The following is a 17,085-nucleotide window of genomic DNA, read 5'->3' as shown; positions in this document are numbered from 1 at the left end:
GTACTCTGACTCAGCTGTTTTTGCCTGTGCAGAAACAAACAGTGAATAGGTTATAAGGTCCAGTAAATCGTGGATATTATTCAAAGTTACGGTCTTATTCTCATCATTTTGGCAGGTATCGTGGGCTTCGTCATGGCTTGGGGTATCGGGGCTAATGATGTTGCCAATGCGATGGGAACATCGGTTGGGTCGAAAGCTCTTACCATAAAACAAGCCATTCTGATTGCCATGGTTTTTGAGTTCGCCGGCGCCTATCTCGCCGGTGGCGAAGTGACCTCTACCATACGCAAAGGCATTATTGACGCCTCATATTTCGTCGACATACCCGAAAAGCTGGTGTTGGGCATGATTGCCTCGTTGTTGGCCGCAGGTATCTGGTTAGCGGTTGCATCATTCAAAGGTTGGCCGGTATCGACTACGCATTCCATTGTAGGAGCCATTATTGGCTTCACTGCCGTGGGCGTGAGCACAGAAGCGGTTGAGTGGGGTAAAGTGGGTGGCATCATTGGTAGCTGGGTAGTAACGCCTGCCATTTCGGGCCTGATTGCTTATTTCATTTTTGTCAGCGCAGACAAATTGATTTTCCAAACACAAAACCCGTTCCAGAAAGCCAAACGTTATGTCCCTATCTATATGGCACTCGCTGGTTTCGTGATGTCGCTCGTGACGATCAAAAAGGGGCTTGCTCACGTAGGGTTAGGCTTGCCTCCTCTCCAGGGGTATCTGCTGGCGATAGGCATTGCGGTAGGAGTCGGGCTGATTGGTATGGTAGGTATCAGCAGAATCAAATTTGCCAATAATCACACGCAAGCTGGTCAACAGGAAAATGTTGAAAAAGTCTTTGCAATATTGATGATACTTACCGCGTGTTGCATGGCCTTCGCTCATGGATCTAACGATGTTGCGAACGCCATTGGGCCGTTAGCGGCGGTTGTGAGTGTCGTGAGCAGTGGTGGGCAAATCGCTGCCAACGCGCCATTGGCATGGTGGATATTACCGCTGGGCGGGATTGGTATCGTCGCAGGTTTGGCGTTGTTTGGTCATCGTGTCATCAAAACCATCGGCCAAGGTATTACTCACCTTACGCCCAGCCGTGGTTTTGCTGCTGAGATGGCTGCGGCAACGACCGTGGTAATTGCCTCAGGTACCGGCTTGCCCATTTCAACAACTCAGACGCTGGTCGGTGCGGTGTTGGGTGTTGGCTTGGCGCGGGGTATTTCAGCGCTGAATTTTGATGTTATCCGCAAAATACTGATCTCATGGGTAGTCACATTGCCTGCTGGTGCAGGTTTGGCGATCATTTTCTTCTTTGCGTTAAAATTGATTTTTGGCGTCATCTAGCGAACGGCGACGCCATTTAAGAATTGTTCGACACCCAGGCTGACTTGGCGGTCGATTTCGTCCGCCGTGATAGTGTGATTGACGCACAATAGTGCTTTGATATGCAATTCTCCTTTTAACATCTCTAAAAGCTGGCTCGCCGCTGTGCGAGGGTCTTCCACGCTAATCACGCGTTTCTCATGCTGTAGCGTTAAATACGCTGCTACTTTTTCATATGCCGCGTTTGGGCCACGATCAAATAATCGTTCTCCTAAATGCGGGAAGCGGTCAATTTCAGCGAGCACTATCCGGAAAACAGCAAGTGCCGGATCGGAAACCAGTGCTGTTACGAAAGCGATCCCGCTTGAGGTGAGGTCTGCTCGAATCGAATTGGACACGAGCGCCAGTTGATCAAAACTCGCCACAACGCGATCGAGTACGGATTCAATTGCCGCACAAAACAGACCGTCCTTACCGCCATACAAATCGTATATCATTCGCCGTGAACCCCCTGAGCGAGTGATGATCAGCTGCAATGATGTGGCGTCATAGCCGTTCTCCAGAAACGTATCAACTGCCGCGTCTAATATCGCTTCAGCTCTTTTTTTTCCACGCTCGGTTAATGCATTCGGTAGTGCGGTCATTAACGCTTTTGTCTCGCTGACGGTTTCAATCCGCTTACCATAAACCACATCGCTAAAAATGGAAAGGTACTTGACAGTACCTTTTTAGGCGGTGTATCTTAATGGTACTTATTGGTACCAAAAGGTGAGTTATGCGATCCGGTATTCTGTTGCTTGTCATACTGCAACTTATCGCCTGCTCTGAGCACAGCGCACAGCAGGCTAGCAACTACAATCAAGATCAACCGCCCGTGGTTGACTGGCAGTGGCTACAGCCTGTCGCAAGCGCACAGGAGAGAGCTACTGGTACGACACGTGTTGCGCGACAGGCGGTATTGAGTTTCGAGCAGAATGGGCGCATCACCTACCTTTTCGATGATGTTGGAGCGCCCGTGGAACGGGGCGACGTGCTGGGAAAGCTGCTAACCACACAAGCGGAACTGGACGTTGACATTGCGCAGAGTCGCTTGTTGGAGGCAGGGGCGGGTTTGGTTGAAGCGGAGAAAACCTATGCCCGTTTGCAAAATTTGTTTACCTCTGGCGCTGTGAGCCAGTCTGAACTTGATGCAGGGTTGTTGAGACTGCGAGCCAGCCTGAGCCAAAAGCGCAGCGCAGAGTCGCGGTTGGCACAGGCAAGAAAATTGTTGGACGATCATGTTTTAGTCGCGCCGTACGACGGTGTTGTGACAGCACGTTTGATGGAGCCAGACCAGCAGACATCTGCGGGCGCACCGGTTTTGCATTTTCAGGGTAATGCAGAGAACATGGAAGTCGTTGCACTGGTTGCGGAAGCAGTGCGACCTGCGCTACAACTCGGTAGTCGACACGTTGCCAAGGTGCCCGCGTTGAGCGATGCCCGTCTAAACGTTCGTTTAATTGAGCTGAGCGACGACACCCAGCAGCGTGGTTTATATACGGCAGTTTTTCAGTTCGAAGACCCTGATATTGCGCCGATCAGCGGGCTGTCTACTGAATTGCTGTTATCAACTGAAACGACCGACCCAGCGCGTTTTTTGCCGTTGGGGAGTTTTGTACTCAGTGAGCAGGGAAACGCAGTCTTCTTTGAGATATCACCCTTTGCTAACGATACCGAACAGCGCATGGCTGTGCGACACGATGCTTCGGTCATTGCGCACCAGGAGCAAGGCATCGTCATCCGCAGCGACCTTTCCGTAAACACGGCGATTGTATCTCGTGGCGCCTCTTTTCTTCAGCATAAGCAAATGGTCAAACCGATTAATTATCCGCATCGTCTGTTGCACCCATAACACCAGCAATGAACTTTGTGACTGTATCCCAGGGGGATAAATGAATATTTCGTTGGCAGCCTTGCGTTTACAACCGCTGCTTTACACGCTGTTAGTTATTCTCATGATGAGCGGTGTGGTCAGCTACTTCACCTTGCCAGCGCAGGAGGATCCGAAAATCACCATTCGGGAAGCCGTGGTCACTGCACATCACCCTAATATGCCTTCTGATCAGGTTGAATTGCAGATCACCAAGCCCCTTGAAGCGGCTATTCGCGAAATCGCGGAAATCGAAGAGATACGCTCCACCAGTCGCCAGGGGGTATCTATTATTCATGCTAAAGCGTTCGATCACCTGTTTGAGTTAGAACAAATTTGGGATGATTTACGCGAGAAAGTGCAACAAGCCGAGAAAAGCTTGCCGCAGGGTACTATACCCGTGCAGGTGAATGACGAATTCGGCGACGTTGCCGTGATGACGCTCGCACTATTAAGCCCGGATTTCACCGCCGCGCAAACGCTGGATTATGCCCACTACATTCAAGATCGGCTGTATCAGGTTGCCGGCACTAAGCGCGTTGACATTCACGGCGCACAGCGAGAAGCCCTGTATGTACAAATTGCGGCGCTGCGCTTGGGTGAGCTAGGCTTAACATTAAATCAATGGGCGAACGCCATCGCCACTGCCACTGCGGTGCAGCCAATGAGCCAATATCTCGCCAGTGAAGGTGCAGCCGTTATCAGCGTGCCCGCCAGTAGCCACTCAGTATCAGCTCTGAAAATGTTGTCAGTCGCGTTGCCCAATGGTGCGAGTGTGCGCCTGGGTGATATCGCGACCATTGAGCGCAAGATGATCTCTCCAGCAACCCAGACTGCTTTCTATAACGGCGAGCGTGCTGTCATCTTTTCTGTGTCTATGCTGTCGGGTTTTCGTGTACTCGATTTTGGACCAAAGCTATTGGCAGAAGTGCAGGCCATGCGACACGATTTGCCGCTGGGGCTGACGCTGTCGCGCGTGACTTATCAAGCTGAGCAGGTTGAAAAAGCGGTGTTTGGCGTCAGTGCGAACGTCCTACAAACCTTACTGATCGTGCTGATTGTCGTTGTATTATTTTTGGGTGTACGCATCGGACTTATCGTTGGTTCTATTGTGCCAGCGGTGATGTTGGTTACGTTGGCGGTGATGGGGTTCTTTGGGATCCCGCTGGAGCGAATGAGCCTGGCTACACTGGTGATTGCACTGGGATTACTGGTCGATAACGGTATTGTTATTGCTGAAGATTTCAAACGCCGACTGGAGGAGGGCACCGAACGCAAGCTAGCGTTATCCGCGTGTGGAAAGGAGTTGTCACTACCTCTGCTATCGTCAACGTTAACCACTATTTTGGTGTTTTTACCCCTGATGTTGGCGCAACACCCTGCCGGGGAATACACCCGTAATATCTCGCTGGTGGTACTCATCTCTCTGTCGACCAGCTGGCTGATTGCGATGACGGTAACACCATTGCTTTGTTATCACTTCATGCGGCCGCCTGAAGAACAACCAGAGAATCAAAAAGCGGCGACCCAATCGGGTTTCTTTTTGCGGCTGGAATCCATCTATGCAGGTTTACTGGGGAAGTTACTTCACTATCGCTGGACGTTTCTTATCGGCTTGTGCGTTGCTTTTGTTCTCGGCGTCATGGCGGTTGTGTATGCGCCGAAACAATTCTTTCCAAACAGCGACAGAGCACAAGTGTTAATCACGCTAGCGTTACCTAGCGAAGCAACGATTGATCAATCAAATAGCACGCTCGACGAGTTGTTCGAGCATCTGAACGACAAACAGTCTTTACCTTTTATCGATAGTTATGTTGCCTATAGCGGCTACGGTGGTCCGCGTTTTGTGTTATCACTTGCACCGCTGGATCCTGCTCCTAATCGTGCATTTCTCGTGATCAACCTCACTGCTATCGAGCACATGCCGGTTGCCTTAACCACGTTACGCACGAAGTTACACGAGGTGTTGCCGAATGCTAGAGCACGAGTCAGCGATATGTTTCTGGGACCAACCGATCCGAACATCATCCAGGTTCAGGTAAAAGGCCCTGATACGGCGGTGATCAAGGCAGCGGCAGAGCGTGTTGCAAGTGGTATGCGAGCAATCCCGGGTATGATAGATGTTTGGCAGGATTGGGAACAACCTGTGAGTGTGATCGAGGTCGTGTATGATCCTGCGCGTGGCGCACGTCGGGGCGTGATGCGCAGTGACGTTGCACAGGCACTGGCAACATTCTATGCAGGAAGAACCGTGTCTCAGGTGTATGAAGAGGATGAGCAATTACCGATTATTTTGCGTGGTTCGGCGGAAGAGCGCGCAGACTTAACGGTGATGAGCGCGCTAAACGTATCGCCAGAACCCGGCGCATTCGTCCCTCTGGCGGACGTCGCTACACTCGTGTGGCGACCAGCCGATGGCGCTATACAGCGAGAAGACCGACAACGCACAGTCACGATAGAAGGGCGACCCACGTTGATGTCCGCCGAAGATGTCGCTCCCAAGGTGGGCGCGATTCTGGATGAGGTTAAATCAACATTGCCTTCGGAGCATCACGTTGAATTTGATGGCATCATCGCTGATTCGGCCAGTGGCAAAGCCGCATTGGCCGCCAACATGCCGATGTCGTTAGGTATCATTGTTTTACTACTGGTAGCGCAATTTAATGGTTTTAAACGCCCTGCCGTTATCATTCTGACCATTCCATTGCTCGTCATTGGAGCAGGCATGGCGATTGTGTTAATGCAGGTAAGTTTTGGCTTCATGGTGATTTTGGGACTTTTGTCCCTAGCGGGGATCATTATTAATAATGCGATTGTGTTGGTAGAGCGCATCGATATCGAACGACAGGAGCACGATAACATACAACAGGCGATTATCACCGCGTGTTGTCGTCGGTTACGTCCTATTTTGATGACAACAATTACCACTGTATTAGGGCTTTTGCCTTTAATTATCGCGGTCGATCCATTGTTTTACGGTATGGCAGCAGTAATAGCCGCAGGCCTGATTGTGGGGACAGTGATCACCTTGGGTATGACGCCAGTGATGTACCAACTGCTATTACGACATTAAGGCGTGTTGATCTCGGGGTACAGAGTTGAACCCCACGGGCAGTCTCATCACAAAGTAAGGTTGGCTAACGAGTTTAATTGACTTAATCTATTAGAATTACCTGTCGAAATAGAGTGGATATATCAATGAAATGGCCTAACCTCAAACATCTGCACTATCTTGTGATACTTCATCAAGAACAGCATTTTCATCGTGCCGCTGAGCGTTGCCACGTGACCCAATCCACATTAAGCACCGCTATCCAGAATCTGGAGGAACACTTTGGCACGCAGCTACTAGAGCGTGAACATAAGTCGTTTATTTTCTCAGCGTATGGGCTAGAAATTGTCGAGCGTAGTAAGCGCATCCTGCACGAAGCACGCGAGATGATCGAATTCGCTGAAAGTGCAGGTGACTGGCGCAGCGGTAGCCTTAAGCTAGGCGTTATTCCTACCATCGCTCCTTTTTTGTTCGAAGGCCTGATCAAGTCAGTCAAGCGAGTGTTTCCAGAGTTGGATTTGCACTTACAGGAAGATACGACAGACAACCTACTCCAACAGCTTAACGAGGGCGCGCTGGATTTGCTGATTTTGGCGCTACCTATGCCAACCCCCGGATGTAAGCAACTGGTGATCGGGCACGATCCCTTTCACTTGGTGAGCAACAGACAGGTCATTGCCAAAGTCGCGCAACCTGTTGACGTTAGTGCCCTGCCCAAGAACAGTATTTTTTTACTGCAGCAAGAGCACTGCATGACCGGTCATGCTGTGAGCGCCTGTGGTCTGCAACATAGCGAGCAGGTCAATAGCCTCGCAGCCAGCTCACTGCATACTTTAGTTCAACTCGCTAATGCAAAGTTAGGTTATACCTTCATTCCTGAACTAGCCTTGCAGCAAAACATTCTTGAGAAAACTGAGTTAGTCGCACTGCCGGCTGAAGACAACGCCTATCGCGAAATTGGACTTGTGTGGCGAAATAGCACCACGCGGGTGCAATTATTTCGCGCATTGGCGGAGTGTTTGTCGCCGTTAATGCCGATCAGCACGTTGTCTTAAAAAATTTTTTGCCTGCAGCAAACTTTTTTAAGCCTTGCCTCGACTTTAGTGACATAAGCGAAATGATGGAACCCTCGCGTGTTTGAAAAAAGTGATGAAAAGCTCATAGCGAAAGCGTTGGCTGGTAACAAGTCGGCATGGTTTAGCTTGATTAACCGGTATGAAAAGTCGGTTTACCACTACGGCGTTCGCATGACGGGCAGCCATCATGATGCAGCTGATTTGATGCAGGATATTTTCATTTCGGTGTTCAGGAATCTATCGAGCTATCAGGGAACTGGCGCGTTCAAAAGCTGGTTATTCCGCATTGCGCATTTTCGTTGTATCGAGTTTTATCGGCGTAAAAGGCCATTAGTGAGTTTAGATGAGTGCCCAGATGTGAGCGAGCAAGACCCAGGCTTAACGCCGGAAGTTGCGATGATGGGCGATCAGTCACAACGTCATTTGATGCAGGCGATGCAATCATTACCTGTCAATCAGCGAGCGGTGGTTGAATTAAAGTACTTCGGGCAATTTACCTTTGACGAAATTGCCGACCAGATGGGCTTGTCGTCCAATACGGTGAAGTCTCGGCTGTACAGCGCATTGGCTAAATTGAAACAGAGTTTGGAGGTAGAGTATGTCTGAGCAAGACAAAATCACACTACTGTCGGCCTGGATGGATGGGCAGTTAAACGAGCAGCAACGTCAGGCGTTCGAAGCGCTGTGTGTCGCAGATGCTGACTTTGCTGCGCGTGTCGAACAATCAAATGCGTTGGATGTTTGCGCTCTGCAATTTACAGGGCAAACCCCGCCAGCATGGGATAAACAAGCATCGTTTGTTCCGCATCATCAAACTCGGCACGAAGGCGGGAAGTGGCAATTCATGCCAACTGCAGCCGTTGTGTTCTCAATACTGGCGATGGCCATTTCACTCACTAATTTCAGTATACAAGTGGAAAACGGCAGACTGCTGGCAGGGTTTTCACTGAACAACAAGCCCACGATGACAGCAGAGTCTGTCGATCAATTGGTTCAGGCACGACTCGCCGATTATCAGCAAACCAATCAAGCGCTGTTCGAACAATATGTTGCTGCATTACAAAAGCAACAACAACAAAACGGTGCTCAACTCACTGAATATTTGTTGTCATCCAGTCGCCAGGAAAGGCGAGAAGACTTCGCAGAATTGATCCAGTTTATTAATCAACAACGTGACGATGACCAACTGTTTTATGCGCGGCAATTAAATAACTTACAACAAGAAATTTATACCCAAAACGGGATCCCTTTACAGCAATCGACGCCATCGTCAAATGGCAGCGTATTACCGAATGAAGAGTAGGAGTAACAAGCATGAGAAATATAAAGTTAATGGCTGGCATCGCAGCACTGTGTACCACGTTGAGTGCCTTCAGCGCCACCGATTATCAAGCGTTGTCGAAAGAACTTGAAGTCATGAACAGCGTGCTGACAACCACGTTGAAGCAGACGAGTCGCGATGAAGCCATTCGTTTTAGAAGTGTTCAAACACGCTATTTGGCCAAGCAGGGAGTGATATTCACGGTGAATACCTCGCGAGGCTCGTGGGGATTGGATCTTGATCTGAGACGCTTTATTCCAAGAGCACCAGAAGCGCCCATGCCACCCATTATCGTAGGAGGCGATGACCAGCACTTCAGCATCGAAATTCATGATGAATGGCAACAAGCTTTCGAAGATACCGTCGAAGAGGTCGAGCGCGCGTTTCGACGTTCCAACGAGCAATTACGTGATGTGCGTTCAGAAGCGCGCGAGGTGACGTGGGAAATGAGAGAGCTGGAACGACGTAAACGCGACTTGAATTTTGAATTAAACACAGCGTCCGACGAACGCCGCACTGATATTCAGAATGAAATTGATGAGTTGGAAGAAGAGTTGGCGGAGTTGCACAAGCGTAATCAGAAAATTGCCGACTACGCAAATACCATTGAAACCGAGCAGCAACAGCAGATTGAGAAACAAAAGCAGGCTCAACAACAAGCTAACAAAGCCTTTCTCGCGGCGTTCGAAGACGGTATTGCCGATACGTTATGTCGCTTCGGTGCGGGGCTCAGAGCACTGCCAGACGATGAACATATCACCTTTGTTTTGCACGGCTTTCATATGAATCAAGAGCAAAAATCGCAAGACAGGATCTACGTGTTCACTGAGCCGAAGGTAAAGCAATGCGTGCAAGAGAAACTCACTCCCTCTGAATTACTGGCCAGTGCAACGGTCTACGATTTCTGATGAGGTATTGCGTGACGTAGTGGCCCGGCGTTTGAGCGCCGGGCCATGTCGTGTAGGAGTTAAGCGATTTTTAAGTAATCTGCAATAGTTTGCGCGCCACTGTCAGCTTGAATCGGTTTAAAGATAAAGCCAGAAACACCATGCGATTTACACGCATCAACTAAGTTTTTATCGGTTACCGACGACAGCATGACAACCGGCACATCTGAGCCCATGTCACGAATCGCTGCCAAGGCTTTATCACCGTTCATTTCACCCATAACGACATCCATGAACATAAAATCCGGCGATTCGTTTTTCACTTTTTCAACGGCGACTGAACCATCATCGGCTTCGATGATATTGTCATAGCCGAGTTGACTGAGGTAGCGCTTCAACGCTTTGCGGATCATTGCACTGTCATCAACCAACAATATCTTAGCCGATTTCGGCAGATCGTTAGTATGTTGATTAGTGATCCCTTGGCTTTGTTCTCTGGCCTCCTTACCCACATTTTGATAATCGACACCGCGCACCAGCAGGTTAAAATAATAACGCCCGACACCGTCAACCGTAATGGGTACAGTAACCACTTCTTTCACACCGACCAGAAATTTATCCATATCCGTTGTGTCCTGCACAAAATAGGGTGCAGAAAAGTCGTAGTTAAGATTGTAGCGACCGTGCAAATCCGTAGAGCGACCCACAATCGTGTTACCCCATTCGGCTAACGCATGGCTCAAATCTTCATTGATCTCAGTATGGTTGTAAGTTTCACCAAACATGTTCTCACACACTGAATTGCCGATAGCAATGGCGGTTTCGGGGTAATGGTGCATCATGATCACCCCATCGAGTGAGCCTTTTACATCAGAACACACCGCGTAGCCTTTAAAGCGAAAATCATCGACGTTATCCATAAAGGCTTCACCAGCGGTACCGGTGAGATTCGTCATCGCTTTTAGGCTGGCAATGGATTCAGTGATAAAAGGGTAGAGAGCAACTTTATAGAGGGTATCAACAGACATAGCACTTCCATGATTTTAGAGCATGTTGATCTTCGCGGTGCATTTTTACACTAAGCGCTGCCCACAGGGTTCAATCCTCTTTCCTCAGCCGCAAGCCATGGAATTGAACGAAATTTGTACCGTAAAGATCAACACACTCTTGTGTTATTTTAATGCTAAAACTACTAAATGAAGTGTGGGATTACAAGTGAATACTCTACCGGGATGAGAAAGATAATCGCCAAGGGCTGAAGCACATTGGAGTTGCCAGTCGCAGGTTAGCAAAAGCCAACCTGCGCCAGCCATTACTAGGCGGTGCGGCTTTGTTTCAATTCCGGTTCGCGGCTACCCATCATTTTACTTACCACGACCATGGCAGATAGAAATAGCGACATGAGCAATATTGACGAAGGTTCGTTAACATTCACTGCTGCAACCTCGGCCGAAGCTTGGCGATTGTTGTTTTCGTCAAAAAATGCCGGGCCAGATGGTGTGGTCACGTCGTTTGCACCCAATAAAGTGTCGCTCTCGGGAACCGTAATCATTGGCTCGACGGTTAAGCTGTCTAAAGCATCTTGTGAAGAGGGAGTTAAACCTGAAATGACACCAACAGGATCGCGCAAGGGGGCATTTTGAGTAATCACCTGCGGCCCAGATATCACCGGTGCTTCATTTTGTGGCTGAGATATCAACGGTGCCTCGTTCAGCAGATTAGACTGAGTCGGTAAAACGGGCGCTTGTTTTATTGGACTATTAACCTGCTTGACGTCCGATGTATTGGCCGATTGAACCACATTGTTCACCTCACTAACCACACTATTGCTCACCTCATTAACGACACTATCGAGCTCATCAGTAAAGATTGGACCTACATCACCAACATCTGTTCCCACCTGACTGGATGGCACTGAGAGAGCGTTTTGAGCCACAACCGCGACATCACTTGACTCTTGGGGGACTGTCGGAGCAAGAGCACTCATTGTGCCTTGACTTGAACCTTTCAATGCCGGTGTTTTAGCGATCATAAACTCACGCAATGTGACGCCAGAACCCGTTTTCTTGTCAGTCACTTTTTGTTGATCGGTCTGACCCGGTGCAGCATGCCCTGTACGGGATTCAATCGGTAATATGCGACTAAACAGAGATGAATTCATGCTGCCTGTTATGCCATGGCGACGAGCAGCTGAGTTTGTTTGCGACCAGTCTGTATCGGCTTGTTGAACCGATTGTTGCGGTGAATGTAAAACAGCCGTGGGCGCTGAAAAATAGTTGCTGTGGGAAAAGTTCATCAATGCACTCATGTCATTGGACGAGAATAGGTCGTCAATGACGGTTGACGCGGCAACATCTACCGAGCGTTCGATAATCATCTGTTTCGACGTGATGGTGTTTTTAATCGGCAGCACATTGTCTGTCTCAATAAGGATGGCGTTCGCAGACATCGATAGTGAGGTTAAAGCCGAGGATAAAGCCGCAGCTAGAGCATAAGTACGCATGGATGTTCTCCCTGTTAAGTATTCCACTCCGCCTGAACACAGGCGCAGTATCTTATTTATTTTCTTAGTAGCGTGTTAACAGCAAATACCGCGCCAGTGCACCCGCTTAAAGGAAACTAATTAAACGGTCACGTCTCTAAATGAATACACTATTGAAAAACAATGAGATACGAACTTTGGTTCATTGAACCATCCCTCAAGTTGCTACACGTTTTACGTAAATACATCCAATCCTGTCCGCTGTGTATTTCATCTTTACACGCCGCCGAGTAATTTTTTCGTCATACCGAAATATTCCACAATGTCATCAGGCAAATGGCTTTAAAAATATTGTATCGTATTGATATTAATGAATAAAAATAGAATTTGTTTGAATTTTTCAGCGAGTTTTGCACAGTAAATAATCAATAATTAGGCAGGATCGATTAAAAATTAGGCTGGCACGTTATTTGGTTACTGCAAAAACGTAATGAGCTGATCCAATGGAATGGCTCACAGTTTCAATCGAAGTAGATTAGGAGATATAGAACAATGAAATTACGCACACTTTCAGCACTGATAATGACCTTGTCGGCCTCTGGCTTTGCTTTAAACTCGGCACATGCCCAAAGCGTGGGTGACGATAGCTACTTAAAAGGCGCTTACGTGGGAGCAAGTTATGGGTGGCTGCGCGTTGACGGTGACGATGAATTTGATGATGACAAAGATGCTTATCAATTCAACCTTGGCTATAGCTTCAACGAGTATTTTGCAGTCGAAGGTAGCTACGTTGATTTTGGCGACTATGGTAATGACTTAGCCAATGCAGACACCGACGGATACACCTTGGGATTAAAAGCGGGTTTCGCAATTAATGATAGGTTTACTGTGTACGCCAAAGGTGGGCAACTGTGGTACGAAACCGAATATAGCGTACTCGGCGTGAATGACGATTTTGATGATGAAGGCATGTATGCCGGGTTGGGTCTGGGGTATGTCCTTAACCAAAACTGGACAGTCAAATTCGAATATACCTTGTATGACGCGGATTTAGATACGGGAGACGCGATCGAAGATCTCGATGACGCAGAATTTTCAACCGATCTTAAGCAAGCTGCGCTAGGCATCGAATATCGCTTTTAAGCTAATCCAGCTGTGAATTAATCATTTGGGTGCAAAGGATTGCACCCCATTCTGCGCCATATTTGGGTTGAGTCACTCGACTGACAATATCCGCTGAAAAATAAGGCAACAGCGACTGCGTCAACCCGCCGACCAAACACAAACTCCCTTCACTCAACACCAGTGCTCTGCGAGCGATACTGCACAAATAATCGCTACCTTGTTGTAACAACTCTCTGGCAACGGTATCGCCGTTGTCTGCTAACGTGAAAAGGCTCGGTGCTAGTTTGGCGAAGTCTGAAGGTGCCGCACTGATCATGGTGTTGACCAATTCGATTGCGGTTGACACTTGCAAATAGTCGAACACGCTGGCCCTCAACGGCTCAAAGCGATCATCGAGCAATTGATCATAACGCAGTAAGCTTAACTTAATCGCTTCGTGCCCCAACCACGCGCCACTGCCCTTATCACCGAGTAAAAAACCATGCCCACCAATTTGCGTCAACTGGTGGGACTTTAACGCCGCTGCGCAAGACCCGGTACCGGCGATCAACACTGCACCATCATTGCTGGCGTGTGCGCCGTGTGCTGCAGCATGTAAATCAGTGGTCACTGATAAGCTTGCAAAGGGGTGTTTCCATCGCTCAAGATCCAATTGGGAGGCTGTGACGTTATAACCCGCCAACCCAGCCGCTACATGGGTGTGGCCGATAGCATCGCGGTTTTTGGCCCCTGCTTTTTCCAATACCTGCCGAACCGATTCTACGATCGAATGTTTGGCGGTCAGTAAATCGCGAGAAATGTTCGCTGAACCCGCTTTGGCTTTCGCAATGGTTTGACCGTCTATTGAAAATAGGCTGGCTCTGCAGTGGGTACCACCGCCATCAATTCCAACCAGCAATGCTTTCTGTTCTTGCACGATATTTTACTCAATATAAAAAGGTGGCAATGCCCGCATAGGACGCGGTCATTAACGCAATCACGATCAACGGCCTGACATTCAAGACTGTCAGGGCGATAAAGCCAATGCAGGCTATCAACACTTCATACCACGAGGTGATTGCGCTCGTGGCGATCGGAGATACTAGCGTGCTCAGCAACAAGCCTACCACGGTGGCATTGACGCCGACTAGCCCTGCCTGAACCCGCGGCCAACGGCTAAGCGTCTGCCAAAAAGGTAAAAGGCCAAACAGCAGTAACATACCGGGCAAGAAAATCACGACCGTTGCCAAGGCGCCAGCAATGATGGGATGTTGTGGCATCACCGCTGCACCTAAAAATGTTGCAAAGGTAAATAATGGGCCTGGCACAGCCTGCGCTAGTGCATATCCGGAAATGAACAGTGTGGTGTCTATCTGCTGAGTTTCCACCAACTCCGCAGATAACAGCGGCAACACCACGTGGCCTCCACCAAACACCAGAGCACCTGCTCGGAACAATGAATCAAACAGGTTTAAGGCAGCGTGGTGTTGTGTCAATAACGGAAGCGAAAACAACAGTGTGCCAAAAACCACAAGCAGCAACGTGGCTGTGCGGCGAGCAGAGCCAGGCAATGCTGTCTCAGGGGGGATAGCCGCTGCTGTTTTCGGCTTGAATAGAACGCAGCCCACCCCAGCGCCGATGAGGATCACAACGACATGTGCTAACGCACTACTGAAGAATAGTAATAAAGCGGCACTGAGCAGAGCGATCATTCGTGTTGCCATCGTCGGACATAAGGTTTTTTGCATTCCCCACAGCGCATGAGCGACGACGGCGACGGCAACCAGCTTTAGCCCGTGTAGCCAAGGTACGGTGTCAGGGGCGACTTGGCCTGTAAAAAACATTGCTGCGAACAGCATCAGTAGTGCAGAGGGCAGTGTGAAACCTAGCCAAGCCATGGTCGCACCGACATAACCACCGCGCTGAAAACCAATGGCTGCACCCACCTGACTGCTCGTCGGGCCGGGGACAAACTGGCACAACGCAATCAAGCTTGCCATCGCAGACTCGGTCATCCATTGGCGGCGCACAATAAACTCATCTCTGAAATAGCCTAAGTGCGCCACCGGACCACCGAATGATGTGCACCCCAGGCGAAAAAAAATAATAAAAATAGAAACAGGGTTGTACATGATGAACCGTTAGATGCGCTGCTTAACGTGTTCTGTTTGCTGGATGAGCTGCTTGATTTCCTCATCACTACCCACAAAATAATGCTCTTCGGCAACCCCGACCTGGGCGGCCTTCTGGCGAAGGCGCGATGCTAAGGATTCGATGTGTTCATCCAAGTCATACCAGTCTTCCTGACTGCTGGAGTCGAGCAAATGCACTTCGGAACGCACCTCGCGACGAAGATGAGATAACTGTTGCCATAGCGCTGCTGCATTCATACAAACGGTTACTAAAATTTAAACAATGAATACGTTACCCGATTTTAATGACATTTACATGACAAAGTCGGAAGTAATCAAATTAATCAGCTTTAAATGATGACATCATTAGTGTTGCATGCTATCAATATCACTTCGCTTCCCTATCCAGATAACCGATTATGCAGGATTTAGATAATTTGCCGCATGCTCAGAGAGAGCGTCTGGCGTTTATAGATTTTAGTTTGCAGTATTTTGGGCATATCGCCCGTACTGAGTTGATCCAGCGCTTTCAAACGGGGCTCGCTGCCTGCACGCGGGATTTTACCCTGTATAAAGAGTATGCACCTGACAACCTGATTTTGCGCCATGAAGACAAGCGGTATCATCGCAAAGCAACATTCAAAGCCTTATTTCCACATGATCCCGAAGTGATTTTATACAGCCTGAGCCGCGGGTTTGGCGATGGCCTGTCGTCACCTGTGCAACCTTCTCATCAATGTATCGATGCTGTTGGGCTAATTCACCCTAACGCTGATATTATTGCCGCACTGATGCGAGCGATTCACCAGCAAAAAGTAATAGAATGCGATTATGTGTCTGCCAGTTCGGGCAAAGGGCAGCGTTTACTCATACCTCACGCGCTGGTCAACAACGGGCACCGCTGGCATGTGCGCGCCTATGACCGTAAGTACCAAAGTTTCAGAGACTATGTCTGTAGTCGCTTCACCCGAATTACTCATACAGACGATGCGATAACGGATGACGAGCGCTCCAGCGCTGATGAGCAATTTAATCAGCGCGTGACCTTAAAGCTCATTCCTCACCCCAGCTTGGCGCAACCGCGCGCTATCGAACTGGATTACGGCATGGTTGATGGTCATTACAGTTTGCGGGTGCGAGCAGCACAAGCCGCCTATATACTGCGCCAATGGCAGGTGGATTGTTCGAGCGGATACCGCTTCAGCGGTCAGGGGTGTCAGCTAGCGCTGGCTAATCTTGATGTGCTTGGCTCAATTGATAATCCGAGTCTAGCGCCGGGCTACTCAAAATGAACAGTCCGTACGAACTGGTACTGCGTCTGGCCGGCCAGAAGCCAGTGCGCAAACAGTATAAAACAGGGCCTGCGGCAGCGCTCAAATACGCACATGGCTGGTTAACTAAGCATCAAACTAAACCGGGAAAGAGTGCAACATTGTATTCAATCCATTCAGCGACGCAGCGTTTCGAGCACGCCGAAGAGATTCCCTTGCCAGAAAAAAGTAGTGTGGATTTCTATGCCAGTCAGCCGTGGAAAAAATTGGCACACGATGCAATCGCTAACCGGCGCAAGCAGTGCTTACAAGACGGCAGCGTGTTTTCCTGCGCGTTGTGTTTCAAAGCCTTTGGACCCGGTGTGCAGGCGCACGCCGATCACATAAAACCTCGTTCCTTGTACCCTGATTTAGCCCTGGATATGTCGAATATTCAAATACTCTGCAGTGACTGCAATCTAGGAAAATCAAACCGCGACGCCACAGATTGGCGTTAGGGCTTCGCAAATCACAACAGGGTGGTAAAATGCG

Annotated in this window: 16 protein-coding genes; 10 read left to right on the top strand and 6 right to left on the bottom strand. The window is 49.1% G+C overall.

The annotated features are described in order from the left end of the window. Nucleotides 1-69: 69 nt before the first annotated feature. A complete protein-coding gene (locus tag KIU71_RS01845) occupies nucleotides 70-1,341 on the top strand; it encodes an inorganic phosphate transporter (RefSeq protein ID WP_214129457.1) in 1,272 nt (423 codons plus the stop codon). Here KIU71_RS01845 and KIU71_RS01840 read toward each other — a convergent pair. Then, nucleotides 1,338-1,964, bottom strand: coding sequence for a TetR/AcrR family transcriptional regulator (locus tag KIU71_RS01840; protein WP_214129456.1), 627 nt, complete (start codon nucleotides 1,962-1,964; stop codon nucleotides 1,338-1,340). The two genes, KIU71_RS01845 and KIU71_RS01840, sit on opposite strands and share 4 nt — an antisense overlap. A gap of 131 nt (nucleotides 1,965-2,095) precedes the next feature. Between KIU71_RS01840 and KIU71_RS01835 the strand changes: the two genes are divergently transcribed. From KIU71_RS01835 to KIU71_RS01810, 6 genes are all read left to right on the top strand, one after another. After that, complete coding sequence (locus tag KIU71_RS01835) at nucleotides 2,096-3,211, top strand: efflux RND transporter periplasmic adaptor subunit (protein WP_214129455.1); 1,116 nt, start codon at nucleotides 2,096-2,098, stop codon at nucleotides 3,209-3,211. A 40-nt stretch (nucleotides 3,212-3,251) separates the two neighbouring features. Further along, nucleotides 3,252-6,302, top strand: a complete 3,051-nt coding sequence (locus KIU71_RS01830) for an efflux RND transporter permease subunit (RefSeq protein ID WP_214129454.1) — start codon at nucleotides 3,252-3,254, stop codon at nucleotides 6,300-6,302. A 125-nt stretch (nucleotides 6,303-6,427) separates the two neighbouring features. Further along, on the top strand, nucleotides 6,428-7,336 hold the full coding sequence (locus tag KIU71_RS01825; protein WP_214129453.1) for a hydrogen peroxide-inducible genes activator: 909 nt from the start codon (nucleotides 6,428-6,430) through the stop codon (nucleotides 7,334-7,336). A 78-nt stretch (nucleotides 7,337-7,414) separates the two neighbouring features. Next, nucleotides 7,415-7,963: an RNA polymerase sigma factor gene (locus KIU71_RS01820; RefSeq protein WP_214129452.1), complete on the top strand. Its 549-nt coding sequence runs from the start codon at nucleotides 7,415-7,417 to the stop codon at nucleotides 7,961-7,963. Further along, nucleotides 7,956-8,660 carry an anti-sigma factor gene (locus KIU71_RS01815; RefSeq protein ID WP_214129451.1) on the top strand — a complete coding sequence of 235 codons (705 nt, stop codon included), beginning with the start codon at nucleotides 7,956-7,958 and terminating at the stop codon, nucleotides 8,658-8,660. Before KIU71_RS01820 ends, KIU71_RS01815 begins: the two co-directional genes overlap by 8 nt. An 11-nt stretch (nucleotides 8,661-8,671) precedes the next feature. Continuing rightward, nucleotides 8,672-9,586 carry a hypothetical protein gene (locus KIU71_RS01810; protein WP_214129450.1) on the top strand — a complete coding sequence of 305 codons (915 nt, stop codon included), beginning with the start codon at nucleotides 8,672-8,674 and terminating at the stop codon, nucleotides 9,584-9,586. A gap of 59 nt (nucleotides 9,587-9,645) precedes the next feature. Here KIU71_RS01810 and KIU71_RS01805 read toward each other — a convergent pair whose 3' ends face one another. Further along, on the bottom strand, nucleotides 9,646-10,593 hold the full coding sequence (locus KIU71_RS01805; protein ID WP_214129449.1) for a response regulator: 948 nt from the start codon (nucleotides 10,591-10,593) through the stop codon (nucleotides 9,646-9,648). A gap of 287 nt (nucleotides 10,594-10,880) precedes the next feature. Further along, on the bottom strand, nucleotides 10,881-12,068 hold the full coding sequence (locus tag KIU71_RS01800) for a hypothetical protein (protein ID WP_214129448.1): 1,188 nt from the start codon (nucleotides 12,066-12,068) through the stop codon (nucleotides 10,881-10,883). A gap of 531 nt (nucleotides 12,069-12,599) precedes the next feature. Here KIU71_RS01800 and KIU71_RS01795 point away from each other — a divergent pair. Beyond that, entirely contained in the window at nucleotides 12,600-13,190 is a 591-nt protein-coding gene (locus KIU71_RS01795) for a porin family protein (RefSeq protein WP_214129447.1), read from the top strand. A 1-nt stretch (nucleotide 13,191) separates the two neighbouring features. Here the strand turns inward: KIU71_RS01795 and KIU71_RS01790 are convergent, their stop codons facing one another. The 3 genes from KIU71_RS01790 to KIU71_RS01780 are packed head-to-tail and all read right to left on the bottom strand — an operon-like array spanning nucleotide 13,192 to nucleotide 15,541. Then, nucleotides 13,192-14,088, bottom strand: a complete 897-nt coding sequence (locus KIU71_RS01790) for a BadF/BadG/BcrA/BcrD ATPase family protein (protein ID WP_214129446.1) — start codon at nucleotides 14,086-14,088, stop codon at nucleotides 13,192-13,194. Nucleotides 14,089-14,098: 10 nt separating this feature from the next. Next, the gene (gene chrA, locus KIU71_RS01785; RefSeq protein WP_214129445.1) at nucleotides 14,099-15,283 is read right to left on the bottom strand and encodes a chromate efflux transporter; all 1,185 of its coding nucleotides are present in this window, start codon (nucleotides 15,281-15,283) and stop codon (nucleotides 14,099-14,101) included. 9 nt (nucleotides 15,284-15,292) lie between these two features. Further along, complete coding sequence (locus KIU71_RS01780; RefSeq protein ID WP_214129444.1) at nucleotides 15,293-15,541, bottom strand: hypothetical protein; 249 nt, start codon at nucleotides 15,539-15,541, stop codon at nucleotides 15,293-15,295. 161 nt (nucleotides 15,542-15,702) lie between these two features. Between KIU71_RS01780 and KIU71_RS01775 the strand changes: the two genes are divergently transcribed. Further along, entirely contained in the window at nucleotides 15,703-16,575 is an 873-nt protein-coding gene (locus tag KIU71_RS01775) for a helix-turn-helix transcriptional regulator (RefSeq protein ID WP_214129443.1), read from the top strand. Continuing rightward, nucleotides 16,572-17,051: an HNH endonuclease gene (locus KIU71_RS01770; protein WP_214129442.1), complete on the top strand. Its 480-nt coding sequence runs from the start codon at nucleotides 16,572-16,574 to the stop codon at nucleotides 17,049-17,051. Before KIU71_RS01775 ends, KIU71_RS01770 begins: the two co-directional genes overlap by 4 nt. Nucleotides 17,052-17,085: the final 34 nt, after the last annotated feature.

The sequence above is a fragment of the Alteromonas oceanisediminis genome (assembly GCF_018474025.1).
In the GTDB taxonomy this organism is placed as follows: Bacteria; Pseudomonadota; Gammaproteobacteria; order Enterobacterales; family Alteromonadaceae; genus Alteromonas_E; species Alteromonas_E oceanisediminis.
Note: the sequence above shows the minus strand (reverse complement) of the source record. Positions and strands in the feature narration are given on the sequence as shown.